We start from the raw sequence: 21,221 nt of genomic DNA, 5'->3' as shown, positions 1-21,221 counted from the left end.
TCGCCCTACATCTTGTGCAGAGTCGACTGATCGGTAGCTCCCACTGGTCACGCAACAATCACCTCCTGGGGTAACTGGACTAACTTAAAAAAACTTCCGAGGAGCACAATCGACCCTTTGCGGGTTACTTGGTTAAACCCTTGAAACAATCAGACTTTAGAAACCTGTTGACCCGGGTTTCGCTACAAAAACAAAGCACTAAAAAACACACTTGGCACACAAACAACCTATCTAAAAAAACACCACATTCACCCTTCCACTTAATACAACACTTTTATTGATCCTCATTCAAAACCTAGTTGGATCGTAGTCCGATTCCTCTTCGGCTGTAGGATCTTTCCTATATCACTGCTATCTGCCTGTCAGTTCATGCGCCACCTCAACTATCTGAGCTAAGGTGCGCGCTTTATTTGAGCTCGCATGGGATCTGATTATGAACTCCGTTTTTATTGTCGACGATCACCCCGTTATCCGCCTTGCCGTCCGAATGTTGCTCGAACATGAGGGTTATAAAGTTGTCGGTGAAACTGATAATGGGGTCGACGCCATGCAGATGGTTCGCGAATGCATGCCGGACCTGGTCATTCTCGACATCAGTATTCCCAAACTGGATGGCCTAGAAGTTCTCTCCCGTTTCAACGCTATGTGTACCCCGTTAAAAACCCTGGTATTAACGGCTCAGTGCCCGACATTGTTCGGTATTCGCTGCATGCAGTCCGGCGCGTCGGGCTATGTCTGCAAACAGGAAGACCTCAGTGAACTGGTGAGTGCAATCAAGGCGGTGCTTTCAGGCTACAACTATTTCCCCAGCCAGGCATTGAACCCGGTCCGTAGCGATGACACACGATACGCCGACCTGGAACTGTTCAAGGCAGTCAACGACAGGGAGTTGATGGTGTTGCAACTGTTTGCACAAGGCCGTACCAACAAGGAAATTGCCAAGGGCATGTTCCTCAGCAACAAGACAGTCAGCACCTATAAAAAGCGGTTGATGCAAAAACTCAAGGCCAGATCACTGGTAGAACTCATCGATATGGCTAAACGCAACGCCTTAGTGTGAGAGTCCGGATGACCAGTCGTTTAAAGGATTATCTAATACTGATAGCTGCTGGCTTATGTCTGAGCACCGCAGTGTCTGCGACACACTCCGCCAGCGAGCATTACACCCTGCTCAGTCGCTCAATGGTCGGTCACATGGAAGTCCAACTGGATAAATCACAACGACAATGGCTGAACAACAAACGTGAACTCATTCTGGGCACTTCAGCCCCCGATTACCCGCCTTTCGACCTGACCAATAGCAGCAGCGACTATGAAGGCTTCACAGCCGATTACGCGGGCATACTTGGCAAGGCCACCGGCCTGCCCATCAAGGTTCAGCGCTACGCGTCCCGAGACAACGCGATCGAGGCGCTGGAAAACGGTGACATAGATATGCTTGGCAGCGCCAATGGGTTCGAAGCACGCAATGCCGACCTTGTACTTTCCACTCCTTACGCCGTGGACCAACCGGTACTGGTGACACGGGAAGGAGAAACCCGATCCCTGTCCGATGGCCTTGCCGGGTTGCGGCTGAGCATGGTGTATCACTACTTGCCAATGGAAGAAGTCAAAACCCTGTATCCAAAGGCAATTATCTCAACCTTCCCGTCGTACCAGAATGCGATCAACGCTGTCGCATTCGACCAGGCGGATGTCTTTCTCGGCGACACCATTTCAACCCATTACCTGATCAACAAGGGTTACCTGAACAACGTCCGGATGGCCAACTTCGGTAAACATGAAGCCCACGGCTTCAGCTTTGCCGTACATCAGAACAACCCGCAACTGCTGGGGATCATCAACGCGATACTGAGTGCCACCCCCACCAGCGAGCGAGAAAATATCGCCAAACGCTGGAGTGCAGGCAGTGACATCCTGCTCACCGATCACAAGCTGCAATTGACCAGTCGCGAAGAACGTTGGCTGGCGCAACATCCGCTGGTTCGCGTAGTGGTCAATGAGGCGTTTGCCCCGCTGACGTTTTTCGATGACGACGGAAACTTTCGGGGTGTTACTGCCGACCTGCTTGATCTGATCAGATTACGCACCGGCCTGCGCTTCGAGATCCAGCGCAGCCGAAGCGATGACGAAATGATCGAGCGAATCAGTCATCATCAGGCCGACTTGATTGGCGCCCTGCTACCCAGCGCACTACGTGAAACGCGACTGAACTTCAGCCGCCCGTATCTGGAAAACTCCTTTGTGTTGCTGACGCGCAAAGTGCCCGATAACCCGATTGATCTCACGCAGTTTGCGGGCAAGCGCTTGACGATTGCCCAAGGCAATCCGATGGTGGATTACCTGCGTCGGGAGTTCCCGCACGTCAATCTGATCGAAACCCCGGACACCTTCAGTGCCGTGCAGCTAGTTGCAGAGGGCAAGGCTGAAGGCGCCGTAAACTCGCTGGTGATCGCCAACTACTTCATCTCGACCAGAATCTTCGAGCAGCCCCTTCAGATCAGTTCCACCCTTGGCACGCAGCAGGCTGCGTTCTCACTCGCAACAGGGCGTGATGCCAAAGAACTGAGCGCCATAGTCGACAAGGCATTGCTGAGTATTACCCCGCAGGAGTTGGGCATTATCAACAGCCGCTGGCGGGGATACTCGTCGAATGCGCAAAACACCTGGCGCAGCTATCACCGGGTGTTCTATCAGGTGGTATTCGCTGCGGGTGTGCTATTGCTGATGTCTGTTGCCTGGAACGCTTACATGCGTCGGCAGATAAAACAGCGTCAAGCGGCCGAACGCGCGCTGAATGATCAACTTGAGTTCATGCGATCCCTGGTCAATGGCACGCCCCATCCAATCTACGTGCGTGATCGGCAGGGATTGCTGCAAAGCTGCAATGACAGTTACCTGGAAGCCTTCAGTACAAAATACGAAGACGTCATCGGCAAAAGTGTCATTCATGGCAGCATGAGCAATGCGTTCGAGGCTCAGGAATATCAGGCTGACTATCAGCGCGTCGTGAGTGAGGGTACACCGTTGATTCTCGACCGCACCCTGCAAATCGGCAGTCGCACGCTGACGATTTATCACTGGGTTCTACCTTACCGGGACTCGAGCGGTGAAGTGCAGGGCATCATCGGCGGCTGGATCGACATCAGCGAACGGCGACAACTTTTCGAAGATCTTCGAGAGGCCAAGGAACGTGCGGATGAGGCGAACAGAGCCAAAAGTACTTTTCTGGCGACCATGAGTCATGAGATCCGCACCCCGATGAACGCAATCATCGGCACAGTGTTATGATTTGGTGGAGCCACATCAGGAGCGGCAGCAGTGCAGAAGTTAGCATTTTCTTACGTGAGATTTTCGAGCCTCAAACAACGTCATGGCAACAGCCTCAAACGCCAGAACGACATGGTGAGTAAGTGGCTGTTGGCTCACCCTGATTACGCCCTAAGCGATGAGGCCAGCTATCACGACCTTGGGAAATCTGGCTTCAGTGGTGCGCACCTCGACAACGCTTTTGGTCGTCTGCTGGCAGCAATCGAAGACGGTACGATCCCGAAAGGCTCCGTAATCCTGATTGAAGCAATCGACCGGGCTGGACGAATGGAGCCAATGGAAATGCTCCCGCTGCTCTCTCGTATTGTGAATGCTGGTGTTGATCTTGTGACACTGGATGACGGTATCACCTACGACAGAGCATCAGTGAACAGCAACCATCTGTTCTTACTAGTCGCCAAAGTTCAGCAGGCACACCAATACAGTGACGCTCTGAGTCGTCGGCTGAAAGCTGCATACAAGGCAAAGCGAGAAAAGGCCGCTGCTGGGTTAGGTGCAACACGTCGTATGCCGCTTTGGATTCGTGATGGAAAATTGCGAGATGACATCGCCCCTTTCGTGACCCAGGTCTTTGAAGACTACGCTGCTGGTATAGGTGAGCGTCGAATCCTTGCAAGGCTCAAAGGTCAGCACCCAGAATTCGAAACAATCAGTCCTTCGACCTTTCACCGCTGGATCAGAAATCCTGTTGCCGTTGGACGATGGAATGACATTGAGGATGTGTGGCCCGCTGTTGTCAGTAAAGAACTCTGGTTCAGGGTACAGAAGCGAATCAACGACAGTGCGAAACCCGCATCAGCGTGGTCAAAGCATCTGCTGGCTGGAATCGTAAAGTGTGCAAGGTGTGGAAAGAACTACTGTGTTGGTGGGAAAGGCGCTCCCACAATGCTGTGTGTTACCCGTCACAGGTTTGGTGATGGTGTGGATGGTTGTAAAAATAGCCGTTCCATTCCATATGCAGTCTTTGATTACATTCGTCACCAAACCGCTCATGCTGCATTGATACGAGCAGCACAAAGTCAGAACCTCACAGTCAGCGAGAAAAGACAGATAGAAATTGAGGGTGAGATTACAGAGTTTCGTAAGCAGGAGGCCAACGCCGTCGCACTGTTGGTCAGGTATGGTGATGCAGCGTCAATCACTGCTGAGCTGGATAAAGTGATAAATCAGATTGGGAAATTGGAACAAGAATTGGCATTGTTGAAAGCGACCCCTGCTCCTGTAACCCTTGTCGATATGATGGATGAAGAAGAAAGGTTGCTTGATGATGACCCTGTGAAGCTGAACGCCCTGCTACAGGGTGTTGGCTACACAATGATGGTTGATGACAGAACGATCACTGTGAATGAAGCGAGTATTTTCAATGATTATAAGCAACAGGAATATAAATATTTAGGGGCGAACCGGGTTAACGGCACGTACAAGGTGTTACAGAACGATGAGGATGTGATTGAACTGACTAACCAAGATTCCAAGGTTCAAAAAACTGAGTACGCTGCATTCCTCGAACAAGAAGCGCGTTATGAGTCTGGTGAGTTGGTGAGGCAGGAGCTGCAATGGAATGGCGAAACGTTCATTGATGTTGCAACAGGGTTGGTTGTGGATGTACTGAAGCCTGTGTGAGCCACTGGGTAGCCCACACGCTGTAACGCTATCTGTGGACGTTGCAACGGCTCTGGCAGATGCTGATGGCTCGAGTGGCCTGAAGGGTAAGTACCGCAAATCTGGCGCGTCACCTTAAACGTCAATCAGGCGACCTGCTTGGTTCGAGTCGATTGTTGGAATCGCTTCTGAACCTTGCTGTTGTGCAAGCCATCGCCGGGCCAGCTCAACATCAAAGCGCCACCCGTGAGCTTTCATCAGCTTTAGTGCCGGTGTAGATATTCGATATCGCCCACATTTCGGACAGGCTCTTTCCTGATAGTCACCTTCACTCTTTACGCCCAGTGCTGGCTCACCACAGATCAAGCACTTCATGAGCTTCTCCGTTTGGCTTACCAATCAAATGTAGTTGAGCTCTGAGAAATGTTTCTGGGCTGCAAGACGTTTGGGCGAATATTTGTACCCCCATTCATGGGGATTTTTTGGTGGCAGGCTCGGGCATGCACCCGTTTTCGTCTGAGCCGATGAGCTGAGAACCAAACTCATTACTTGGTGTAGTACCCGTAACTACAGGCTCAAACCGGCCTCAGCTACGTGTGGTCTGGTTATTGCTATCGCCCTCGCACCGCCGCTCAGTGGCTAATGGAGATAGGTGCAATGTGGACTCATCTGATAACGATGTCCTTCGCTTTTGTGGCTTTAGTAGGTGGAGCTGGCTGGCTCTACTGCTTTGCTCTACTCAATTGGATTTGATGCCATTGGGTTGCTTCTGAGTGAAACCAAACCCCGCTCATTAGGGAGCTTATTCTGTGTGCTTCCACCTTGCACAGTGTCAATTGATATTCAGCTCATACTTGCTATTCGTTATGTTGACAGTGGCTGTCACCATTGCTGGTCGATCAAAGAACGGCTCAGGTATGACTGCCTTATACGTGCAAAGCACTAGTGTCTCGGTTGCGAATGTACTGGAGTCAGCCAATAGCTCCACTTTTCTCAAATGGTGGTTGGCAATGATTACGATTATTAGATCGTGGCAATACTGCTCGGCGGTGGGTGGTGATGGTGCAGCTATGACGATGAGGGGCGTGAGGGTCATGAGAAGAACGAAGGAGACAATCAGATTCTTCAATTTACTTCCTAATCATATTTTTTTCACGAGCTTACGCCGATTGAATCTAACTAGATAGTGAGCTACTGACTGGCGTCCGCTCAAATGGCTATGGCGTCCGGCTATCCGTAAGCATTCGTTAGCATAAGGGCCGTTCCAGAGATTCGATTGGATTTAATGTCATTGGGATATTTTCCTGTGAGGTTTCCCAAATCGCCCAAATTTTTTGGACCGCTTTCTGAAGGAAGGGGGTGGGGTCATTCTGGAAAACGTCCGACCTATCCGCGTCGCTAAGCAGGCAGTACTCCCGGCGACTATAAAGCTGAGCTTTCGAGAAATAAAATTGGCGCCTCTTAAGCTAACGGGCCAGGATCGTATCGAAGGCGGGAGCGCAATGGCTCCCATGGTGGCGGAGTTACGCTTGAGCCTTTACACGCTGCACTGTGGTAGTCGAGCACTGGAGCAGGGAGGCGATGGTACGAATGCTCTTACCATCTTTGAGTAGCTCGGCAATGCGACCACGTAACTCTGTGTCCACTGAGCGACCTCTGTAATTGCCATCTGCTTGAGCAGCGACAATACCCTCTGCCTGACGACGGCGACGATCCTCATAATCCTTACGGGCGACCACGGCTAACATGTCGAGCAACATCCCATTGACCGCAGCAATCATTCCCTTTGTGAAGTCTGACATGTCCTTTGATGGGGTCAAGGCAGCGTGGGAGGTTGTCAAGTCCAGCGATACTATCGTTACCTTTTTCTGAGCGATGATCGTCTTCAAGGTTTCCCAGTCTTCAGCAGTGAGGCGAGACAAACGATCAACACCTTCGATTAGCAGCACGTCACCTTGGTGGCTATCGTCCAGCAGACGGAACAGCTCAGGACGATCCAATTTGGTCCCTGACTCGTTCTCGACGTAGAAGGCAGCGATCTTGTGGCTGTGGTCAGCGGCAAACTTGATCAAGCTTTCCTTTGCCCGATTTGCATTCTGCTCAGAAGTCGAAGCTCGAAGGTAGGCGCGTATAAACAATGTCATTCTCCTTGTGTGTGTCACGTTGGGTGTGTCACATTGTACTGTGTCACATGAAGTGGTACAAGCAATTTAATGACACGGCCACAGGGATCGATTCGACCAGATTTCCCCACTTTGAACACATCACAAGTGTGGTGCCTGATGTATACCTTATCTAACACGAATTTAACGACCAATGGTTATCTAGTTGGCACATATACCTTCACCGTCTATCACTGGTACTTGAGAGTGCGAGACCAAATCGAAGCCGGGTGTGGTTCGTTTGAAATTCAACAGAGGATTCGCCTGCACTCCTGCTGGCTACCGTCCATCGCACACACAAAATATTACAAATATAATACAAAAAGTTTCACTCGGCGGTGAGAAAGCGGTTTGCTTGGTAAAACACCCTTTTGGCCTAGCATTCATTGGGGTTCTGTCTGGAAGGTGGCGCAGTAACCTCAGGTTTTTGGGGGTTTTTGGGGGGGTTCCAAGCAGGTTCTCAAACAGGGTATTCCTCCTGCTAAAAGTGCCCCGATGGCGCTCCACTGCAACCCATAGAAGGAGCACTTACGAGAAAGCCCCGCCATTGTTGGCAGGGCTCGATTTAGAAGGGTGTGGAATAGTTGTCGTAGGGATCGCGGTGAGTGATCTGGATTGGAACAACTACCGCACCGGGCACAATGGCGTTGAAGGATTCGAAGTTGGACACCTCCAGCACAACCGGCTCCCTCACCACCGCTGGCGCTGGGAATCTACTCTTGTACGCGGCAAGTGATACCAGTCGAATTGGCCTTGGGGTTTGTCCACTCATCAGAGTATATGAAGCGCAGTCACCAAGGTGATGCACCTCAGAAGCACCACGCCCAACAAACCAGCCATGCACCGTGTTACCTGAGATCATCAGCTCCAGCTCATGGGTTAGGTTGGCAACGTCCATTCCACTAAGCACACGGCAGATCAAATCTGTGTGCTCACTGGAAAAGAGGTTGGTGTCGAATTCCACCTGCGTCATCAAAGCACCAGCCAAAGCATGGGCATAGGGGCCAAGTTCGGGGCGGTACTTCGAACAGCGTTCCAGCTCTGAACAGAGTGCAAATCGATCCTCTGGTGGCTCGTACCCACCTCCGTACATCGTCATGCCACCTTTAGGCCGCTTACCCTGCATCGATACCTTGATGATATTGAGCTGCTTACCAGTCAGGTTCGAGTCCAATCCCAAGATCACAGGGAGAGCCAGGCAATGCACCGGGTTCATGGATTGGTAATTATTGGTGATCCAGTCCACTAGTTGAGTCTTCTGGGATGGTACTAGTTTGTGATCCTTGATGAGCTTGAGCACCATATCTCTGCCAATGGAGTCGATTGCTAGCTTGGTAGCCCGAGCACGGGTTGTCGATTTGGGTACGTTGTTAGCTGGATTCAGTAACTTGCGGGCTCTCGATACACCATATCCAAAATGCGCATTTCCGTGACTTCGATTGAATGATGCTGGAAGCGACACGAGGTTCTCAGCCTTGAAGAGTCCAACACTGGAAGCTCCAGCAACTGGGGCAATGTGGCTAAGGTCATAACCCTTACGGCTCTGTGTGAGTCGAGTGATGGCGAGTAAGTCTTCAAGCTCTGAATACGTCATCCCGAAGAACACCTCTGTTGTTCCTGCACTTAGAACTGCACGTCCCAAGGCTTGGCAGAATGGGATTTTCAGGCTTTTGGAGTCTTGGTCAACTTTACGTTTGGCATCCGCCACCTTTTGTTTGCATTTAGGATCGCAAAATCTTTGATTGGATCGAGAAGGACGAAACTGTTTGCCACAAGAGGGACAACGTAGTCTCCGATCTGTTGGTTTATCAATCGCCGCTAGGGCTGTTTGTACTGCACTCATAAATTTCTCCATTCACGGTAGATTGTTGTGGCGTTGTCGCCTTGGTTGTTGTTCTGCAATTTGAACTGCAAAACCATTGACGTTTCTTGTTGGTGAAAATGCGTGAGCAACACGCACAAACTAGGATTTTGTTCATCTGAGACACCTCTAGACTGATTGGATTTTATGTTTTGCGAGACAGCAAATGCCCTGCAAGCCTTTAATTACGTGGCCTGTAGCGATATGTGCCGATGGGATTCGTGTACCAGTGGCGCCTTTGCGATAGATTGTTAACGTGCTTGGCGGTTGATGCTGTGGGCGACTTCGGGCACGAGCAGAAACAAGTCCTGAACTCTTACCTGTGCCTTGCCTACTGATGCCTTGAGTATCGGTAGACAGCGGCTGTGATTGGCGGAATCGCCTGTTGGTGTTGCTTGGCTTTTTGCCTGTGTTGCTTGTTACGGCAACTGGAGCTGCAAACTGTCGACACCCTTTGCGATGGGTATGAACAGAGACAGATGGAACAAATCCTCATTACGACGGACACGGTGAATCCTCCTTTTTAAATAGGTGGGCCAGATGGCCTTTGGGTTTGGGTTTGAACTGGATGATAACTTCGCGGACGCAACAAAAAAGGCCAACCAATGCCTGAAGCACTGGGCCAGTCTTGTTAACACCAACGGACTACCTGAATCGCCACTCACAGGCTGGAGGTTAATGAGTGGGGAGCTAACTCGCCATATGAAAATAAAGCTGAAAAATCTCTTTGCCTTTGTCTAATTGTAACGCACTTCCGTTAGTTGTCAATCCCTTTGGTCTCAATTATGTATGAGCATGTCGTATATATGTTAGTTACTAATAAATAAGTATAGTAGGGATTGCATCAATACATTGTGTAGCTAATACAACACAATATGTAGCGGATTAACTACAGACTAACCACTCCCAACTTTGGCAGTCACAGGGAAAAACGCTGTCGTTCTCTCACATCTCGCGGAGGAGCGCCTATAAACCTAACTAGATGGGTTTATAAAATCCTAAAGTTGCACCGTATATCGCAATCATCGGCATGCTGGAACTGACCCTCAAACGTATCGAGCCGGCTCATCCAGACCGCACCGCCATTGACGTCGCCTACCATTCGGCGAAAGACCTGCTGGAGCTGATCGGCGACATTCTCGATATTGCGCGCATTGAATCCGGGCATCTGAGCCTGAACCCGGAGCGCGTCAACCTGGGAGAAACGGTGGCTTCGGTGGTCAGAATCTTCGACGGCCTGGCCCGACAGAAAAACCTCCGCCTGTTGCTGGACTTCAGTCCTGCACAACCGCCAAACGATGTGCTGTTGGACCCGATGCGCTTCAAGCAGGTGTTGTCCAATCTGGTCAGCAACGCCATCAAGTTTACCGAACAGGGTCAGGTCTGGATTGTGGTTGAGTTACAGGCTACTGACGAGCCCGAGCGGGTCTTGCTGCGCGTGCAGGTCAAGGACAGCGGAACGGGGATCAGCGAGCAGGATCAACAGCGTCTGTTCGAGCCATTCGCTCAGGCGACCCATCGCGCGCAGTCGAGCCGAGGGGGTGCCGGGTTGGGCCTGGTGATCAGTCGCACGCTGTGCGAGATGATGGGCGGCAGCCTGCAATTACGCAGCCAGCCCGGTGTCGGCACTCAAGTCGAAATATCGCTGCATCTGGCGACATTGCCACCAGAGCTGATGCCGAAAACTGCCGAAGCGCCTGTTCAGCCCGCCTCAACCCCATTGAACGTCCTGGTGGTCGACGATCACCCGGCCAATCGTTTGCTCATGTGTCAGCAACTGGAGTTTTTGGGGCACCACTACAGCGCAGCAGCAGAGGGCGAGGCCGGATTCGAGGCATGGAAGCACGGGCTGTTCGATCTGGTCATTGTTGATTGCAACATGCCGATCATGAACGGCTATGAACTGGCCCGGTCAATTCGTCTACACGAACAGCAACATCCCCGCGCGGTCTGCACTCTGCTGGGTTTTACCGCCAATGCTCAGCCGGAAGAAATACAACGCTGCAAACAGGCCGGGATGGACGACTGCCTGTTCAAACCCCTCAGTCTGACGGCCTTGAAGCAGTGGATTGAACGCATCAAGCCGATTGCCCGCGTCCCGGCGTTCAGCCTCGAAGGCCTGCAACTGCTCACCGGTGGTAATCCGAAGCTGGATCATCGCTTGTTGTCCGAGCTGCTGAACAGCAATCGTCTGGACCGTGAGCAATTGCGGTCGCTGTCCCAGTGCAAGGACCGCCAGCCTTTCCTGGACGTCGCCCACAAAATCAAGGGGGCGGCCCGGATCGTCCATGCGTGTCGATTGATTGACAGCTGCGAGGCGCTCGAAATTGCCTGCCAAGAAGTCTTCCACCACGAAAACGTCGCCAACTGCACCAAAGCCATCGAGCGCGCCATGCTCGAACTGGAGCAAGCCTTGCAACAACAAATAGGGCACAACGACAGAAGCAAAACGAGGGAGCATTAACTATGCTTGAACGTTGAGCAGTGTGTTTACCCTCATGGAGAGACCCCGGTATGCCAAGCCCACTGCGCGCAGATCAACGCCGGTTTCCGTTGCACGTTCATATCAGCGTGATGTTTACCTTCCTGTTGCTGCTCACGAGCTTGGTGTTGGGCATTTTCAATTACCGGCAAACTACGCAAATCATCCTGTCCAGCAGCGAAAAACTCTTCAACCGGATCGAGCAGGATGTCCGGCTGGATTTGCAAGGCACCTATGAACCGATCCGCCACCTGTTGAGCTTGTTGGTGGACAACCCGGCTACCGAAGCGTCGGCACTGGAGCAACGGCTCGCGCTGCTGAAGCCCTTTAGCCAATCTCTAAAAGACAATCCCAACCTGGCCTCGCTGTATCTGGGTTACGGCAATGGCGACTTTTTCATGGTGCGTCCCCTGCGCATCCCGGCCGTGAAAGCACTCACCAAGGCCCCGGAAACGGCGGCCTATCAAGTCTGGAGCATCGAGCACCCGACCGACGGTGGAAAGGTGCGGTCCCAGTCTTTGTTTTTTGATCAGCACCTGGCACTCATCGACCGCGAGGATAATCCCGACGAAACCTTCGATCCGCGCACACGTGCCTGGTTTAGCAGCGCCCGCAGCAATGAGGACCAAATCACCACCGAACCCTATGTGTTTTTCTCCACTCACGATGTTGGCACTACCTTGGCCCGCCGCAGCGGCGCGAACGCCGTGATGGGCGCCGACCTCACCCTCGCCGAACTGTCGGCGACGCTGGCCAAACATGTGGTGACCCCGCATACCGAAATCGTCCTGTTCGATGGCAAGGGTAATGCCGTTGCCTATCCCGACAGCACCAGGCTGATCGTTGACGAGCAGACCGTACGTTTGGTCAAGGCAGCCGATTTGAATCCGGCACTCGGTGCCCTGCTCGCTCGGCCCACTGAAGGTAATCGCCTGGACGTCGCGGGTCGCCAATGGATTGTCGCCCGCAGCAGCATGAAGGAAGGTGGGCCTGAAGGATTGCAGCTGGCGCTGTTGGTGCCGGAAGATGAATTGCTTGTCGATGCCTACCGCATGCGCAGGCAAGGGGCGCTGATTACTCTGGCGACGTTGCTGTTGTGCCTGCCGCTGGGGTGGCTCACTTCCAGAGTTCTGGTCAAACCCCTGCGCGCACTGGTGCAGGAAGCCGATGCGATCCGTAGTTTCAATTTCAACTTTCCTGTCAGCCGACGATCGCCAGTGCTGGAGGTCGACCAACTGAGCGTGTCGATGGCACTCATGAAGGACACTCTGGCGAGCTTTTTCCAGATCACTGACAGCCTGAGTGCCGAGACCCGTTTCGCACCGTTGCTGCAGCGGGTGTTGTTCGAAACAGTGAAAATCGGGCAGGCCCAGGCAGGCCTGATTTACCTGCGCGAACAGGATAGCGACCGCATGGAGCCTCACGGGCTGGTGATCAACGAGACCGCCCAGGCATTACCTGCGTTCGGGATTCAAGGCTACGAACTCCGCAACCCACAGAGCCCTCAGTGGTTGCAGCAGTTGTCGAACACCGACAATGTCGTCACCAGCCTGAGTTTCGAAAGCGCCGCCGACCTGCAAAAGGTGATGCTTGCGCTGGACAGCCCACGGGTTCATTTGATCGGTATCCGGCTACACAACCGGCATAACGAAACCGTGGGCCTGTTGATCCTGTTGCTGGCCGACAGCGGCACACAACACGACCTGGAAAAGCTGCGACCGGACCGTATTGCATTTCTCCAGGCGGTGTCCGGTGCGGCGGCGGCGAGTATTGAAAGCCAGCGCCTGCAAGCCAGACAGAAACAGCTGCTGGATTCTTTCATACAACTGCTGGCTGGCGCGATCGATGCCAAAAGCCCCTACACCGGCGGGCACTGTCAGCGGGTACCGGCGTTGACATTGATGATCGCCCAGGCTGCAGCCGCCAGTCAGGAGCCGGCCTTTCGCGGCTATCAACCTACGGAAGACGAGTGGGAAGCCCTGCACATCGCGGCGTGGCTGCACGACTGCGGCAAAGTCACCACCCCTGAATACGTGGTCGACAAAGCCACCAAACTTGAAACCCTGAACGACCGCATCCACGAGATCCGCATGCGCTTCGAGGTGCTCAAGCGCGATGCCTGGATCAATTATTGGCAGGCCATTGCCCAAGGGGGTGACGAGCACCATCTGGCCGAATTGCGCAACTCCATTCTGGCGGGACTGGACGATGATTTCGTGTTCATCGCCCGCTGCAATCTGGGCGGCGAAGCCATGGCCGATGCCGATCTGCAACGCTTGCGCAGCATTGCTTCACGCACGTGGACTCGAACCCTGGATGATCGGCTCGGGGTTTCATGGGAAGAGAACCGCCGCCAGGATCGAACGCCAGCGCCGACGCTGCCCGTCAGCGAGCCATTGCTGACAGACAAACCCGAGCATCTGTTCGAACGCGCCGAAAGCGAACTGATCCCGGATGACAATCCGTGGGGTTTCAAGCTCGACGTACCGCACTACAAATACAACCGGGGCGAGCTCTACAACCTGAGCATTAGCCGAGGCACGCTGACTCGCGAAGAGCGTTACATCATTAATCACCACATGGTGCAGACGATCCTCATGCTCAGCCGCCTGCCCTTTCCCGAGCACCTCAACAACGTCGCGGAAATCGCCGGTGGCCATCACGAGAAAATGGACGGCACCGGTTATCCCAAACGGTTGAAGCGTGAAGAGATGAGCCTGCAGGCGCGCATGATGGCGATTGCCGATATTTTCGAAGCGCTGACCGCTGCCGATCGCCCGTACAAGAAGGCCAAAACCTTGAGCGAAGCCTTGGGCATCATGGCCAACATGTGCCGTGACGCCCACATCGACCCGCAATTGTTCGAGTTGTTCATCAACGCACATATTTATCTGCAGTACGCAGAACGATTCCTCGATCCTCAGCAGATTGACGCTGTTGACCGGTCAAGCCTGCTGCTCAAGGCAGGATTGAGCGCATGATCAGCAATCGGTCAGGCGCAGGAATATCGCCGCCAGCCGCTCGATACCCGCCTGATCTTCAGCGCTAAAACGCGCCAGTTTCGGGCTGTCGAGGTCCAGCACACCGATCAAACGAGCGTCCTTGACCAACGGAACAACCAGTTCGCTGTTCGAGGCGCTGTCGCACGCGATATGACCGGGAAAGGCGTGCACATCTTCAACCAATTGCGTCTGCAAGGTCGACGCAGCCGTCCCGCACACGCCGCGACCAAATGGAATCCGCACGCAGGCGATCTGCCCCTGGAACGGACCGAGCACCAGCTCTTCGTTACGATTGAGGTAGAAACCGGCCCAGTTCAGATCATCGAGCTGGTTGAACAAGAATGCCGAGAACTGTGCAGCATTGGCGATAAAATCACGCTCGTCCGCCAGCAACGACTCCAGCTGCGCCCACAACATGCCGTAACCATCCAGGCCTTGGCCGCTCTTCTGTAAATCAATCATGCTTTGTGCTCCAACAGCTTGAGCCCGACCCAATAGCGGGCAAATTGATAGGCACAACGGCCATTGCGATTGCCTCGCCCCCCGGCCCAGCGCACCGCAAGGATGTCCAGCTCGTCGTCACGCTGCCACTCAAGCCCGGCCTTACCGGCCAGTTGACCGATCCAGTGTTCGACAACGTTGAGGAAATGTTCCTGAGTAAACGGATAAAACGACAGCCACAAGCCGAAGCGGTCCGACAGCGCGATCTTGTCCTCCACCGCCTCGCTGGGGTGCAGTTCGCCGTCGACCCTTTTCCAGTTTTCGTTATCGCTTTCCTTTTCCGGCACCAGGTGACGACGGTTGGAGGTGGCGTAAAGCAGGACGTTATCCGGTGCCTGCTCAAGGGACCCATCGAGCACGCTCTTGAGTACACGATAATCGCCCTCGCCCGACTCGAACGACAGGTCATCGCAGAACAACACGAAGCGCTGCGGCAATTTTCCGATTTGCTCGACCACTCGTGGCAGGTCCGCCAGGTGATCGCGCTCGATTTCGATCAGGCGCAAACCGGCGCTGGCGTGTTCGGCCAACAACGCACGCACCAGCGACGATTTACCCGTGCCGCGCGAGCCCCAGAGCAAGGCATGGTTGGCCGGCATGCCGTCGATGAACTGTTGGGTATTTCGACCCAATTGTTCCAATTGCCGGTCGACACCGATCAGGTCGGACAGGCGCATATCGAGGCTGACGTGCAGGGGCAACAGAAAACCACTGCGCCCCTCGCGTTGCCAGCGCGCAGCCAGGCATTGGCTCCAGTCGATGGTTTGCCGAGGTGCGGGCAGCAGCGGCTCGATCCGGGCCAAAACAGCATCGGCGCGTTCAAGAAAAGCATTCAATCGGGCGTCCACGTCTTCTCCTCGGGCATGTTCACAGTGATGATGGCGATACAGCGACGAATACACGGCCTTCGGTGCCCGGCTCATCCTTTGCTCAAGGGTTCGCGAGAACACCGGTATCCCTGCATGATCGGCTATGCTTGAGCAGCGAAAGAAAACGGAAGTGGTTCAACACCCCATGGATATCAAATTCACCCACCGGCTGTCATACAAGCAAGCCAAGCTTACTGTGCTGGTCGGTTTCATTCTGGGCACGCTGCTCAGCCTGCTGCAAATAGGCATCGATTATGCCAGCGAAGACGCCTCCATCAACCGCGAAATACGGTCTTTACTGGAAATCAGCCATAATCCCGCCTCGCGCATCGCCTACAACATCGACGCCGAACTCGCCCAGGAACTGACTCTGGGCCTGCTGCGCTCACCGGCGATCATCAGTGCCAAACTGACCGATAACCGCCATACCGTGCTGGCCAGCGTCAAGCGTCCAGGCACGCAAAGCGGTTATCGAGTGATCAGCGACTTCCTGTTCGGCGCCAATCGGCACTTCGAAGACCGACTCTTTCTCGATCACCTGCCAAACGAATCCCTCGGGACCTTGCAACTGGAGGTCGATACCTACGCTTTCGGCAGCCGGTTCCTGCGCCGGGCCGAAGTGACGTTGCTCAACGGCTGCGCTCGAAGCCTGATCCTGACAGGCATTCTGCTCGCGCTGTTCTACGTGATGTTGACCAAACCCTTGGTGCGGGTCATTCGCGAACTCAGTGGCCGTGATCCGCGTAGCGTGGAGCCGGCCCGGGTGAAATGTCCGCCAGGGCACGAGGACGATGAAATCGGTGTTCTGGTCAAAGCCGCCAACGAACAATTCGAAAACACCGCTACCGAAATCCATCAACGACGCAACGCCGAAAATCGCTTGACCGACTACCTCAGTCAACTGGAAAGCATCGTCTCGACGCGTACCGCAGAGCTCAAGGCAACCAATGCGAGACTGAGCCAATCCAATCGGGAGCTGGAGATCGCGCGCACCACGGCCATCGATATGGCCGAAGCACGCTCGGTGTTTGTGGCCAACATGAGCCATGAAATTCGCACGCCCCTCAACGGCCTGTTAGGGATGATCGCGTTGTCGCTGGACGGCCCGCTCACTGCCGAGCAGCAGCAACAACTGTCGATCGCTCATGACTCAGGCAAAGTGCTGGTGGAACTGCTCAACGATATTCTCGACCTGTCGAAGTTCGATGCCGGTCAGCTTGAACTGGAGCACATTCCGTTCGACCTTGGCTCGTTGGTCGAAGACACCGCCAATCTTTTGTCCCAGAATGCAGCGCCGAGCGTGGAACTGACGTGCCTGATCGATCCGCAATTTCCGGCGCTGGTGCTGGGGGATCCGACCCGAGTGCGGCAGATTGTCAGCAACCTGTTGTCCAATGCACTCAAATTCACCCGCTTCGGACGGGTCGACTTACGTCTGTCTACGTTTGCGGAGGGCGTCAGAATCGAGGTCTGCGATACCGGTATCGGGATCGCCCTGGATGCCCAGGCCAAGATCTTCCAGCCGTTTACCCAGGCCGGTGCCGGTATCACCCGGCAGTTTGGCGGTACGGGGCTGGGCCTGGCCCTCACCCATAACCTCTGCGAAGCCATGCAGGGGCGTCTGACGATCAGCTCGGAAGCCGGTTTCGGCAGCCAGTTCTGCGCCGACCTGCCGCTGCCTGCCCACACCCGCGCCATGTCTCCGGCACCGCTGTCTGGCAAGGTCCTTGCAATCACCGCCGCCAGTAGCGGGCTGGCCGAGCTACTGAAAACCCTGTTACCTGCATGGGGGCTCGACTATCAACAACGTTCCATGGATGACTCGTTGATGGGTATTGAGCCTGATGTCCTAATCACCGATTGCCCCGAATGCCTGTTTGGTCTGCGCCCTACCCTTGCCGCACCGATTCTGCTGGTAACCGCTTATGGCAACTTCATGCCCAGCGAACAGGCGAGCGCACTCGCGCCCTTGCAGCAACAAGCGCGACCGCTGGCGCGTAACGCGCTGTACCAGAACTTGCAGCGAGTCTTGCAGCCGCAAACCACAATGACCAACGAAGTGCGGGTCGAAGTCGTGCCCCACCCGCGGCGTGGCCGCGTTTTGCTGGTCGAGGACAACCCGGTCAATCAGATGGTGGCCAAGGGCATGCTGGGGAAACTCGGCTGTGAAGTCATCGTCGCCGCCCACGGTGCCGAAGCTCTGGATCAGCTTGAGCTCAGTGACTTCGATCTGGTGTTGATGGACTGCAACATGCCGGTAATGGACGGCTACGAAGCGAGTCGGCAAATCCGCCGCAGCGGGCGCTGGCCGCAGCTGCCCATCGTCGCGCTGACCGCCAACGCGATGTCCGAGGAGCGCGAACGCTGCCACGCGGCGGGCATGAACGACTACCTGGTCAAGCCCTTGCGCCGTGAAGATCTGGCCACCCTGCTCGACGTGTGGGTGCCGACTACGACAGCGCCTTGATCTGCCCTAACAAATGATCAAGGCCTTCACGCAGATCACTCAGACGATCCAGATCCACCCCGCTGTCGCACAACAGGCGGGCCTTGAGCGGGCCGACCTGGTCTCGCAACGCCTTACCGGAGGGTGAAAGGCTCAGGTGCACTTCACGCTCATCGCGAGCCGAACGCTGACGCTGCACCAGCTGCAATTGCTCAAGTCGCTTGAGCAATGGCGTCAAGGTGCCGGAATCCAGCGCCAGGCGTTCGCCCAACGCCTTGACCGTCGGCTGCTCGGGAGCGGCTTCCTGCCACTCCCACAACACCAGCATGGCCAGGTATTGCGGGTAGGTCAGGCCGAGTTGGTCGAGCATTGGCTTGTAGGCGCGAATCACCGCCCGGGACGCGGCGTAGAGCTTGAAACAGAGCTGACTGTCGAGCTTCAGGGAATCGGCTGACAGGGTGTTCATTTGAGCAGGGCTTCGATCTCGCGGCTCAGGTCCTGAGGCTTGGTCGCCGGAGCGAAGCGCTTGACCAACTGACCGTCCTTGCCAATCAGGAACTTGGTGAAGTTCCATTTGATGCCCTGCGACCCCAGCACGCCCGGTGCGCGTTTTTTCAACTGAACGAACAACGGATGCGCGCCGGCACCGTTGACTTCGATTTTCTTGAACAGCGGGAAGCTGACACCGAAATTCAATTCGCAAAATTCGGAAATGGCACCTTCGTTACCGGGTTCCTGTTTGCCGAACTGATTGCACGGAAAGCCCAGGACCACCAGCCCTTGGTCCTTGTAGGTTTGCCACAACTCCTCCAGCCCCTTGTATTGCGGGGTGAAGCCGCACTTGCTGGCGGTATTGACCACGAGCACGGCTTTGCCCGCGTAATCCGCCAGGGTCTTTTGCTCACCCTTGATGGTGGTGCACGGGATGCTCAGCAGATTGTCGGTCATGACTTGCACTCTTGAAGAAAGAAGATGAGATAAACATAGCGAGCAATTGAATTGTGTGCAATTTAAATATCCGGAGAGTGATCAATGGACCACTCACAGCTACTTATTCGCGCGGCACCAGGTCCAGACACACCGAGTTGATGCAATAACGCAGACCGGTGGGTGGTGGGCCATCCGGGAACACGTGCCCAAGGTGTGCATCACATTTGGCGCAAACCACTTCAGTGCGGATCATGCCGTGGCTGACGTCACGGATCTCGACCATCGCGCTGTCGCCGATCGGTGCGTAGAAGCTCGGCCAGCCGCAGCCGGAGTCGAATTTTGTCTTGGAATCAAACAACGGTTCGTTGCAGCAGATGCAGTGATAAACACCCTGAGTCTTGGTGCCGTTGTATTTACCGGAAAACGGTCGCTCGGTGCCTTTGAGGCGGCACACGTTGTACTGCTCCGGGTCGAGCATTGCCTTCCATTCTTCCAGGGTTTTTTCCAACTTTTCCATCATCACACCTCAGCAGCTGAAAAAGCCCGATCTGTACCTTTTCCACGGATCAGGCGGCACGTATGATTGCGCCTCGTCAAACGCCAGTCTGGCAGCCAGACCACGCGCATTCAAACGGATTTATGGGTGCTGCATCTAAAGGCGTCAGGCCTGTGTGAATACGCAGGATTCCCAGTACGGTAGTTCATACGCCGCCTGGATCGTTCATTTTCGGGAACACATCGCCATGCAGGTCAGCAAATCGAACAAGCTCGCCAACGTCTGCTACGACATTCGCGGCCCAGTGCTCAAGCACGCCAAGCGCCTGGAAGAGGAAGGTCATCGCATCCTCAAGCTGAACATCGGCAACCCGGCGCCTTTTGGTTTCGAAGCGCCGGACGAAATCCTCCAGGACGTGATCCGCAATTTGCCGACCGCCCAGGGCTATAGCGATTCCAAAGGCCTGTTCAGCGCGCGCAAGGCCGTGATGCAGTACTACCAGCAGAAGCAGGTTGAAGGCGTCGGCATCGAAGACATCTACCTGGGCAACGGCGTTTCCGAGCTGATCGTGATGTCGATGCAAGCCCTGCTCAACAACGGCGACGAAGTGCTGGTGCCCGCCCCGGACTATCCGTTGTGGACGGCCGCGGTCAGCCTGTCGGGCGGCAACCCGGTGCATTACCTGTGCGATGAGCAGGCCAACTGGTGGCCTGACCTGGCCGACATCAAGGCCAAAATCACCCCGAACACCAAGGCGCTGGTGATCATCAACCCGAACAACCCGACCGGCGCGGTGTATTCGAAGGAAGTATTGCTGGGCATGCTGGAACTGGCCCGTCAACACAACCTGGTGGTGTTCTCCGACGAGATCTACGACAAGATCCTGTACGACGACGCTGTGCACATCTGCACCGCTTCCCTGGCCCCGGACCTGCTGTGCCTGACCTTCAACGGCCTGTCCAAGTCCTATCGCGTGGCGGGTTTCCGTTCCGGCTGGATCGCCATCTCCGGCCCGAAGCATCACGCGCAGAGCTACATCGAAGGCATCGACATGCTGGCCAACATGCGCCTGTGCGCCAACGTGCCGAGCCAGCACGCCATCCAGACCGCACTGGGCGGCTACCAGAGCATCAATGACCTGGTCCTGCCCCAGGGCCGCTTGCTGGAACAGCGCAATCGCACCTGGGAACTGCTCAACGACATTCCGGGCGTGAGCTGCGTCAAACCGATGGGCGCACTGTATGCGTTCCCGCGAATCGACCCGAAAGTCTGCCCGATCCACAACGATGAAAAGTTCGTGCTCGACCTGCTGCTCTCCGAGAAACTGCTGGTGGTTCAGGGCACCGCCTTCAACTGGCCTTGGCCGGACCACTTCCGCGTGGTGACCCTGCCGCGCGTGGATGACCTGGAGATGGCCGTCGGCCGGATCGGCAACTTCCTCAAGTCCTACCGCCAGTAAGGGGTCTGTCGCCGTGCGACTTTTTGAGTAAGTCGCACGGAGATGAATTCAGCAACACATCTCTGCGTCCGGCCGTACACC

13 protein-coding genes and 3 pseudogenes are annotated in these 21,221 nt (G+C 54.9%); 8 read left to right on the top strand and 8 right to left on the bottom strand.

Annotated features, from left to right (window positions below; genetic code table 11):
- Positions 1-83: 83 nt before the first annotated feature.
- The 4 genes and pseudogenes from J2Y56_RS15725 to J2Y56_RS15710 form a co-directional block, all read left to right on the top strand.
- Positions 84-182: pseudogene (locus J2Y56_RS15725) on the top strand (response regulator); the annotation flags it as partial.
- Between the two features lie 251 nt (positions 183-433).
- The gene (locus J2Y56_RS15720; protein ID WP_007943330.1) at positions 434-1,060 is read left to right on the top strand and encodes a response regulator transcription factor; all 627 of its coding nucleotides are present in this window, start codon (positions 434-436) and stop codon (positions 1,058-1,060) included.
- 8 nt (positions 1,061-1,068) lie between these two features.
- Positions 1,069-3,279, top strand: a pseudogene (locus J2Y56_RS15715) (transporter substrate-binding domain-containing protein); the annotation flags it as partial.
- A gap of 42 nt (positions 3,280-3,321) precedes the next feature.
- Positions 3,322-4,953 (top strand): recombinase family protein, encoded by a 1,632-nt coding sequence (locus J2Y56_RS15710; RefSeq protein WP_310351225.1) that lies wholly within the window; start codon positions 3,322-3,324, stop codon positions 4,951-4,953.
- Positions 4,954-5,067: 114 nt separating this feature from the next.
- Here the strand turns inward: J2Y56_RS15710 and J2Y56_RS15705 are convergent, their stop codons facing one another.
- The 3 genes from J2Y56_RS15705 to J2Y56_RS15695 form a co-directional block, all read right to left on the bottom strand.
- Positions 5,068-5,307: a hypothetical protein gene (locus J2Y56_RS15705; RefSeq protein WP_310351222.1), complete on the bottom strand. Its 240-nt coding sequence runs from the start codon at positions 5,305-5,307 to the stop codon at positions 5,068-5,070.
- A 1,148-nt stretch (positions 5,308-6,455) separates the two neighbouring features.
- On the bottom strand, positions 6,456-7,070 hold the full coding sequence (locus tag J2Y56_RS15700; protein ID WP_310351220.1) for a recombinase family protein: 615 nt from the start codon (positions 7,068-7,070) through the stop codon (positions 6,456-6,458).
- 589 nt (positions 7,071-7,659) lie between these two features.
- Positions 7,660-8,937 (bottom strand): hypothetical protein, encoded by a 1,278-nt coding sequence (locus tag J2Y56_RS15695; protein ID WP_310351217.1) that lies wholly within the window; start codon positions 8,935-8,937, stop codon positions 7,660-7,662.
- Positions 8,938-9,964: 1,027 nt separating this feature from the next.
- Between J2Y56_RS15695 and J2Y56_RS15690 the strand changes: the two are divergent.
- Both J2Y56_RS15690 and J2Y56_RS15685 read left to right on the top strand, forming a co-directional pair.
- A pseudogene (locus tag J2Y56_RS15690) lies at positions 9,965-11,419 on the top strand (ATP-binding protein); the annotation flags it as partial.
- A 50-nt stretch (positions 11,420-11,469) separates the two neighbouring features.
- Entirely contained in the window at positions 11,470-14,418 is a 2,949-nt protein-coding gene (locus J2Y56_RS15685) for an HD domain-containing phosphohydrolase (protein ID WP_310351215.1), read from the top strand.
- Here J2Y56_RS15685 and J2Y56_RS15680 read toward each other — a convergent pair whose 3' ends face one another.
- On the bottom strand, positions 14,419-14,901 hold the full coding sequence (locus J2Y56_RS15680; RefSeq protein WP_310338428.1) for a GAF domain-containing protein: 483 nt from the start codon (positions 14,899-14,901) through the stop codon (positions 14,419-14,421). It lies immediately after the preceding gene.
- Complete coding sequence (locus tag J2Y56_RS15675; protein WP_007943336.1) at positions 14,898-15,788, bottom strand: ATP-binding protein; 891 nt, start codon at positions 15,786-15,788, stop codon at positions 14,898-14,900. Before J2Y56_RS15675 ends, J2Y56_RS15680 begins: the two co-directional genes overlap by 4 nt.
- A 166-nt stretch (positions 15,789-15,954) precedes the next feature.
- Here J2Y56_RS15675 and J2Y56_RS15670 point away from each other — a divergent pair, with 166 nt between their 5' ends.
- Positions 15,955-18,276, top strand: a complete 2,322-nt coding sequence (locus tag J2Y56_RS15670) for a response regulator (protein ID WP_310338430.1) — start codon at positions 15,955-15,957, stop codon at positions 18,274-18,276.
- Here the strand turns inward: J2Y56_RS15670 and J2Y56_RS15665 are convergent.
- The 3 genes from J2Y56_RS15665 to msrB all read right to left on the bottom strand — a co-directional run bounded on the left by J2Y56_RS15665 (position 18,260) and on the right by msrB (position 19,702).
- Positions 18,260-18,721: a MarR family transcriptional regulator gene (locus J2Y56_RS15665; protein ID WP_310351210.1), complete on the bottom strand. Its 462-nt coding sequence runs from the start codon at positions 18,719-18,721 to the stop codon at positions 18,260-18,262. The genes J2Y56_RS15670 and J2Y56_RS15665 overlap by 17 nt on opposite strands.
- A complete protein-coding gene (locus J2Y56_RS15660) occupies positions 18,718-19,203 on the bottom strand; it encodes a glutathione peroxidase (RefSeq protein ID WP_007943706.1) in 486 nt (161 codons plus the stop codon). The genes J2Y56_RS15665 and J2Y56_RS15660 overlap by 4 nt, the downstream gene beginning before the upstream one ends.
- Before the next feature lie 103 nt (positions 19,204-19,306).
- A complete protein-coding gene (gene msrB / locus J2Y56_RS15655; RefSeq protein ID WP_310338471.1) occupies positions 19,307-19,702 on the bottom strand; it encodes a peptide-methionine (R)-S-oxide reductase MsrB in 396 nt (131 codons plus the stop codon).
- 226 nt (positions 19,703-19,928) lie between these two features.
- On the opposite strand from msrB, the gene J2Y56_RS15650 reads away from it, so the two are divergent.
- Positions 19,929-21,140 carry a pyridoxal phosphate-dependent aminotransferase gene (locus J2Y56_RS15650; RefSeq protein WP_007943708.1) on the top strand — a complete coding sequence of 404 codons (1,212 nt, stop codon included), beginning with the start codon at positions 19,929-19,931 and terminating at the stop codon, positions 21,138-21,140.
- The last annotated feature ends 81 nt before the right edge of the window (positions 21,141-21,221 follow it).

This window comes from Pseudomonas sp. BE134, assembly GCF_031456105.1.
Classification (GTDB): Bacteria; Pseudomonadota; Gammaproteobacteria; order Pseudomonadales; family Pseudomonadaceae; genus Aquipseudomonas.
Note: the sequence above shows the minus strand (reverse complement) of the source record. Positions and strands in the feature narration are given on the sequence as shown.

What these genes read in the sequence shown, in the direction of transcription:
- J2Y56_RS15685 (WP_310351215.1), top strand. Translation starts at nt 11,470, where the DNA reads ATGCCAAGCCCACTGCGCGCAGATCAACGCCGGTTTCCGTTGCACGTT.
- J2Y56_RS15660 (WP_007943706.1), bottom strand. Translation starts at nt 19,203, where the DNA reads ATGACCGACAATCTGCTGAGCATCCCGTGCACCACCATCAAGGGTGAG.
- J2Y56_RS15705 (WP_310351222.1), bottom strand. Translation starts at nt 5,307, where the DNA reads ATGAAGTGCTTGATCTGTGGTGAGCCAGCACTGGGCGTAAAGAGTGAA.
- J2Y56_RS15720 (WP_007943330.1), top strand. Translation starts at nt 434, where the DNA reads ATGAACTCCGTTTTTATTGTCGACGATCACCCCGTTATCCGCCTTGCC.
- msrB (WP_310338471.1), bottom strand. Translation starts at nt 19,702, where the DNA reads ATGGAAAAGTTGGAAAAAACCCTGGAAGAATGGAAGGCAATGCTCGAC.
- J2Y56_RS15650 (WP_007943708.1), top strand. Translation starts at nt 19,929, where the DNA reads ATGCAGGTCAGCAAATCGAACAAGCTCGCCAACGTCTGCTACGACATT.
- J2Y56_RS15680 (WP_310338428.1), bottom strand. Translation starts at nt 14,901, where the DNA reads ATGATTGATTTACAGAAGAGCGGCCAAGGCCTGGATGGTTACGGCATG.
- J2Y56_RS15695 (WP_310351217.1), bottom strand. Translation starts at nt 8,937, where the DNA reads ATGAGTGCAGTACAAACAGCCCTAGCGGCGATTGATAAACCAACAGAT.
- J2Y56_RS15670 (WP_310338430.1), top strand. Translation starts at nt 15,955, where the DNA reads ATGGATATCAAATTCACCCACCGGCTGTCATACAAGCAAGCCAAGCTT.
- J2Y56_RS15665 (WP_310351210.1), bottom strand. Translation starts at nt 18,721, where the DNA reads ATGAACACCCTGTCAGCCGATTCCCTGAAGCTCGACAGTCAGCTCTGT.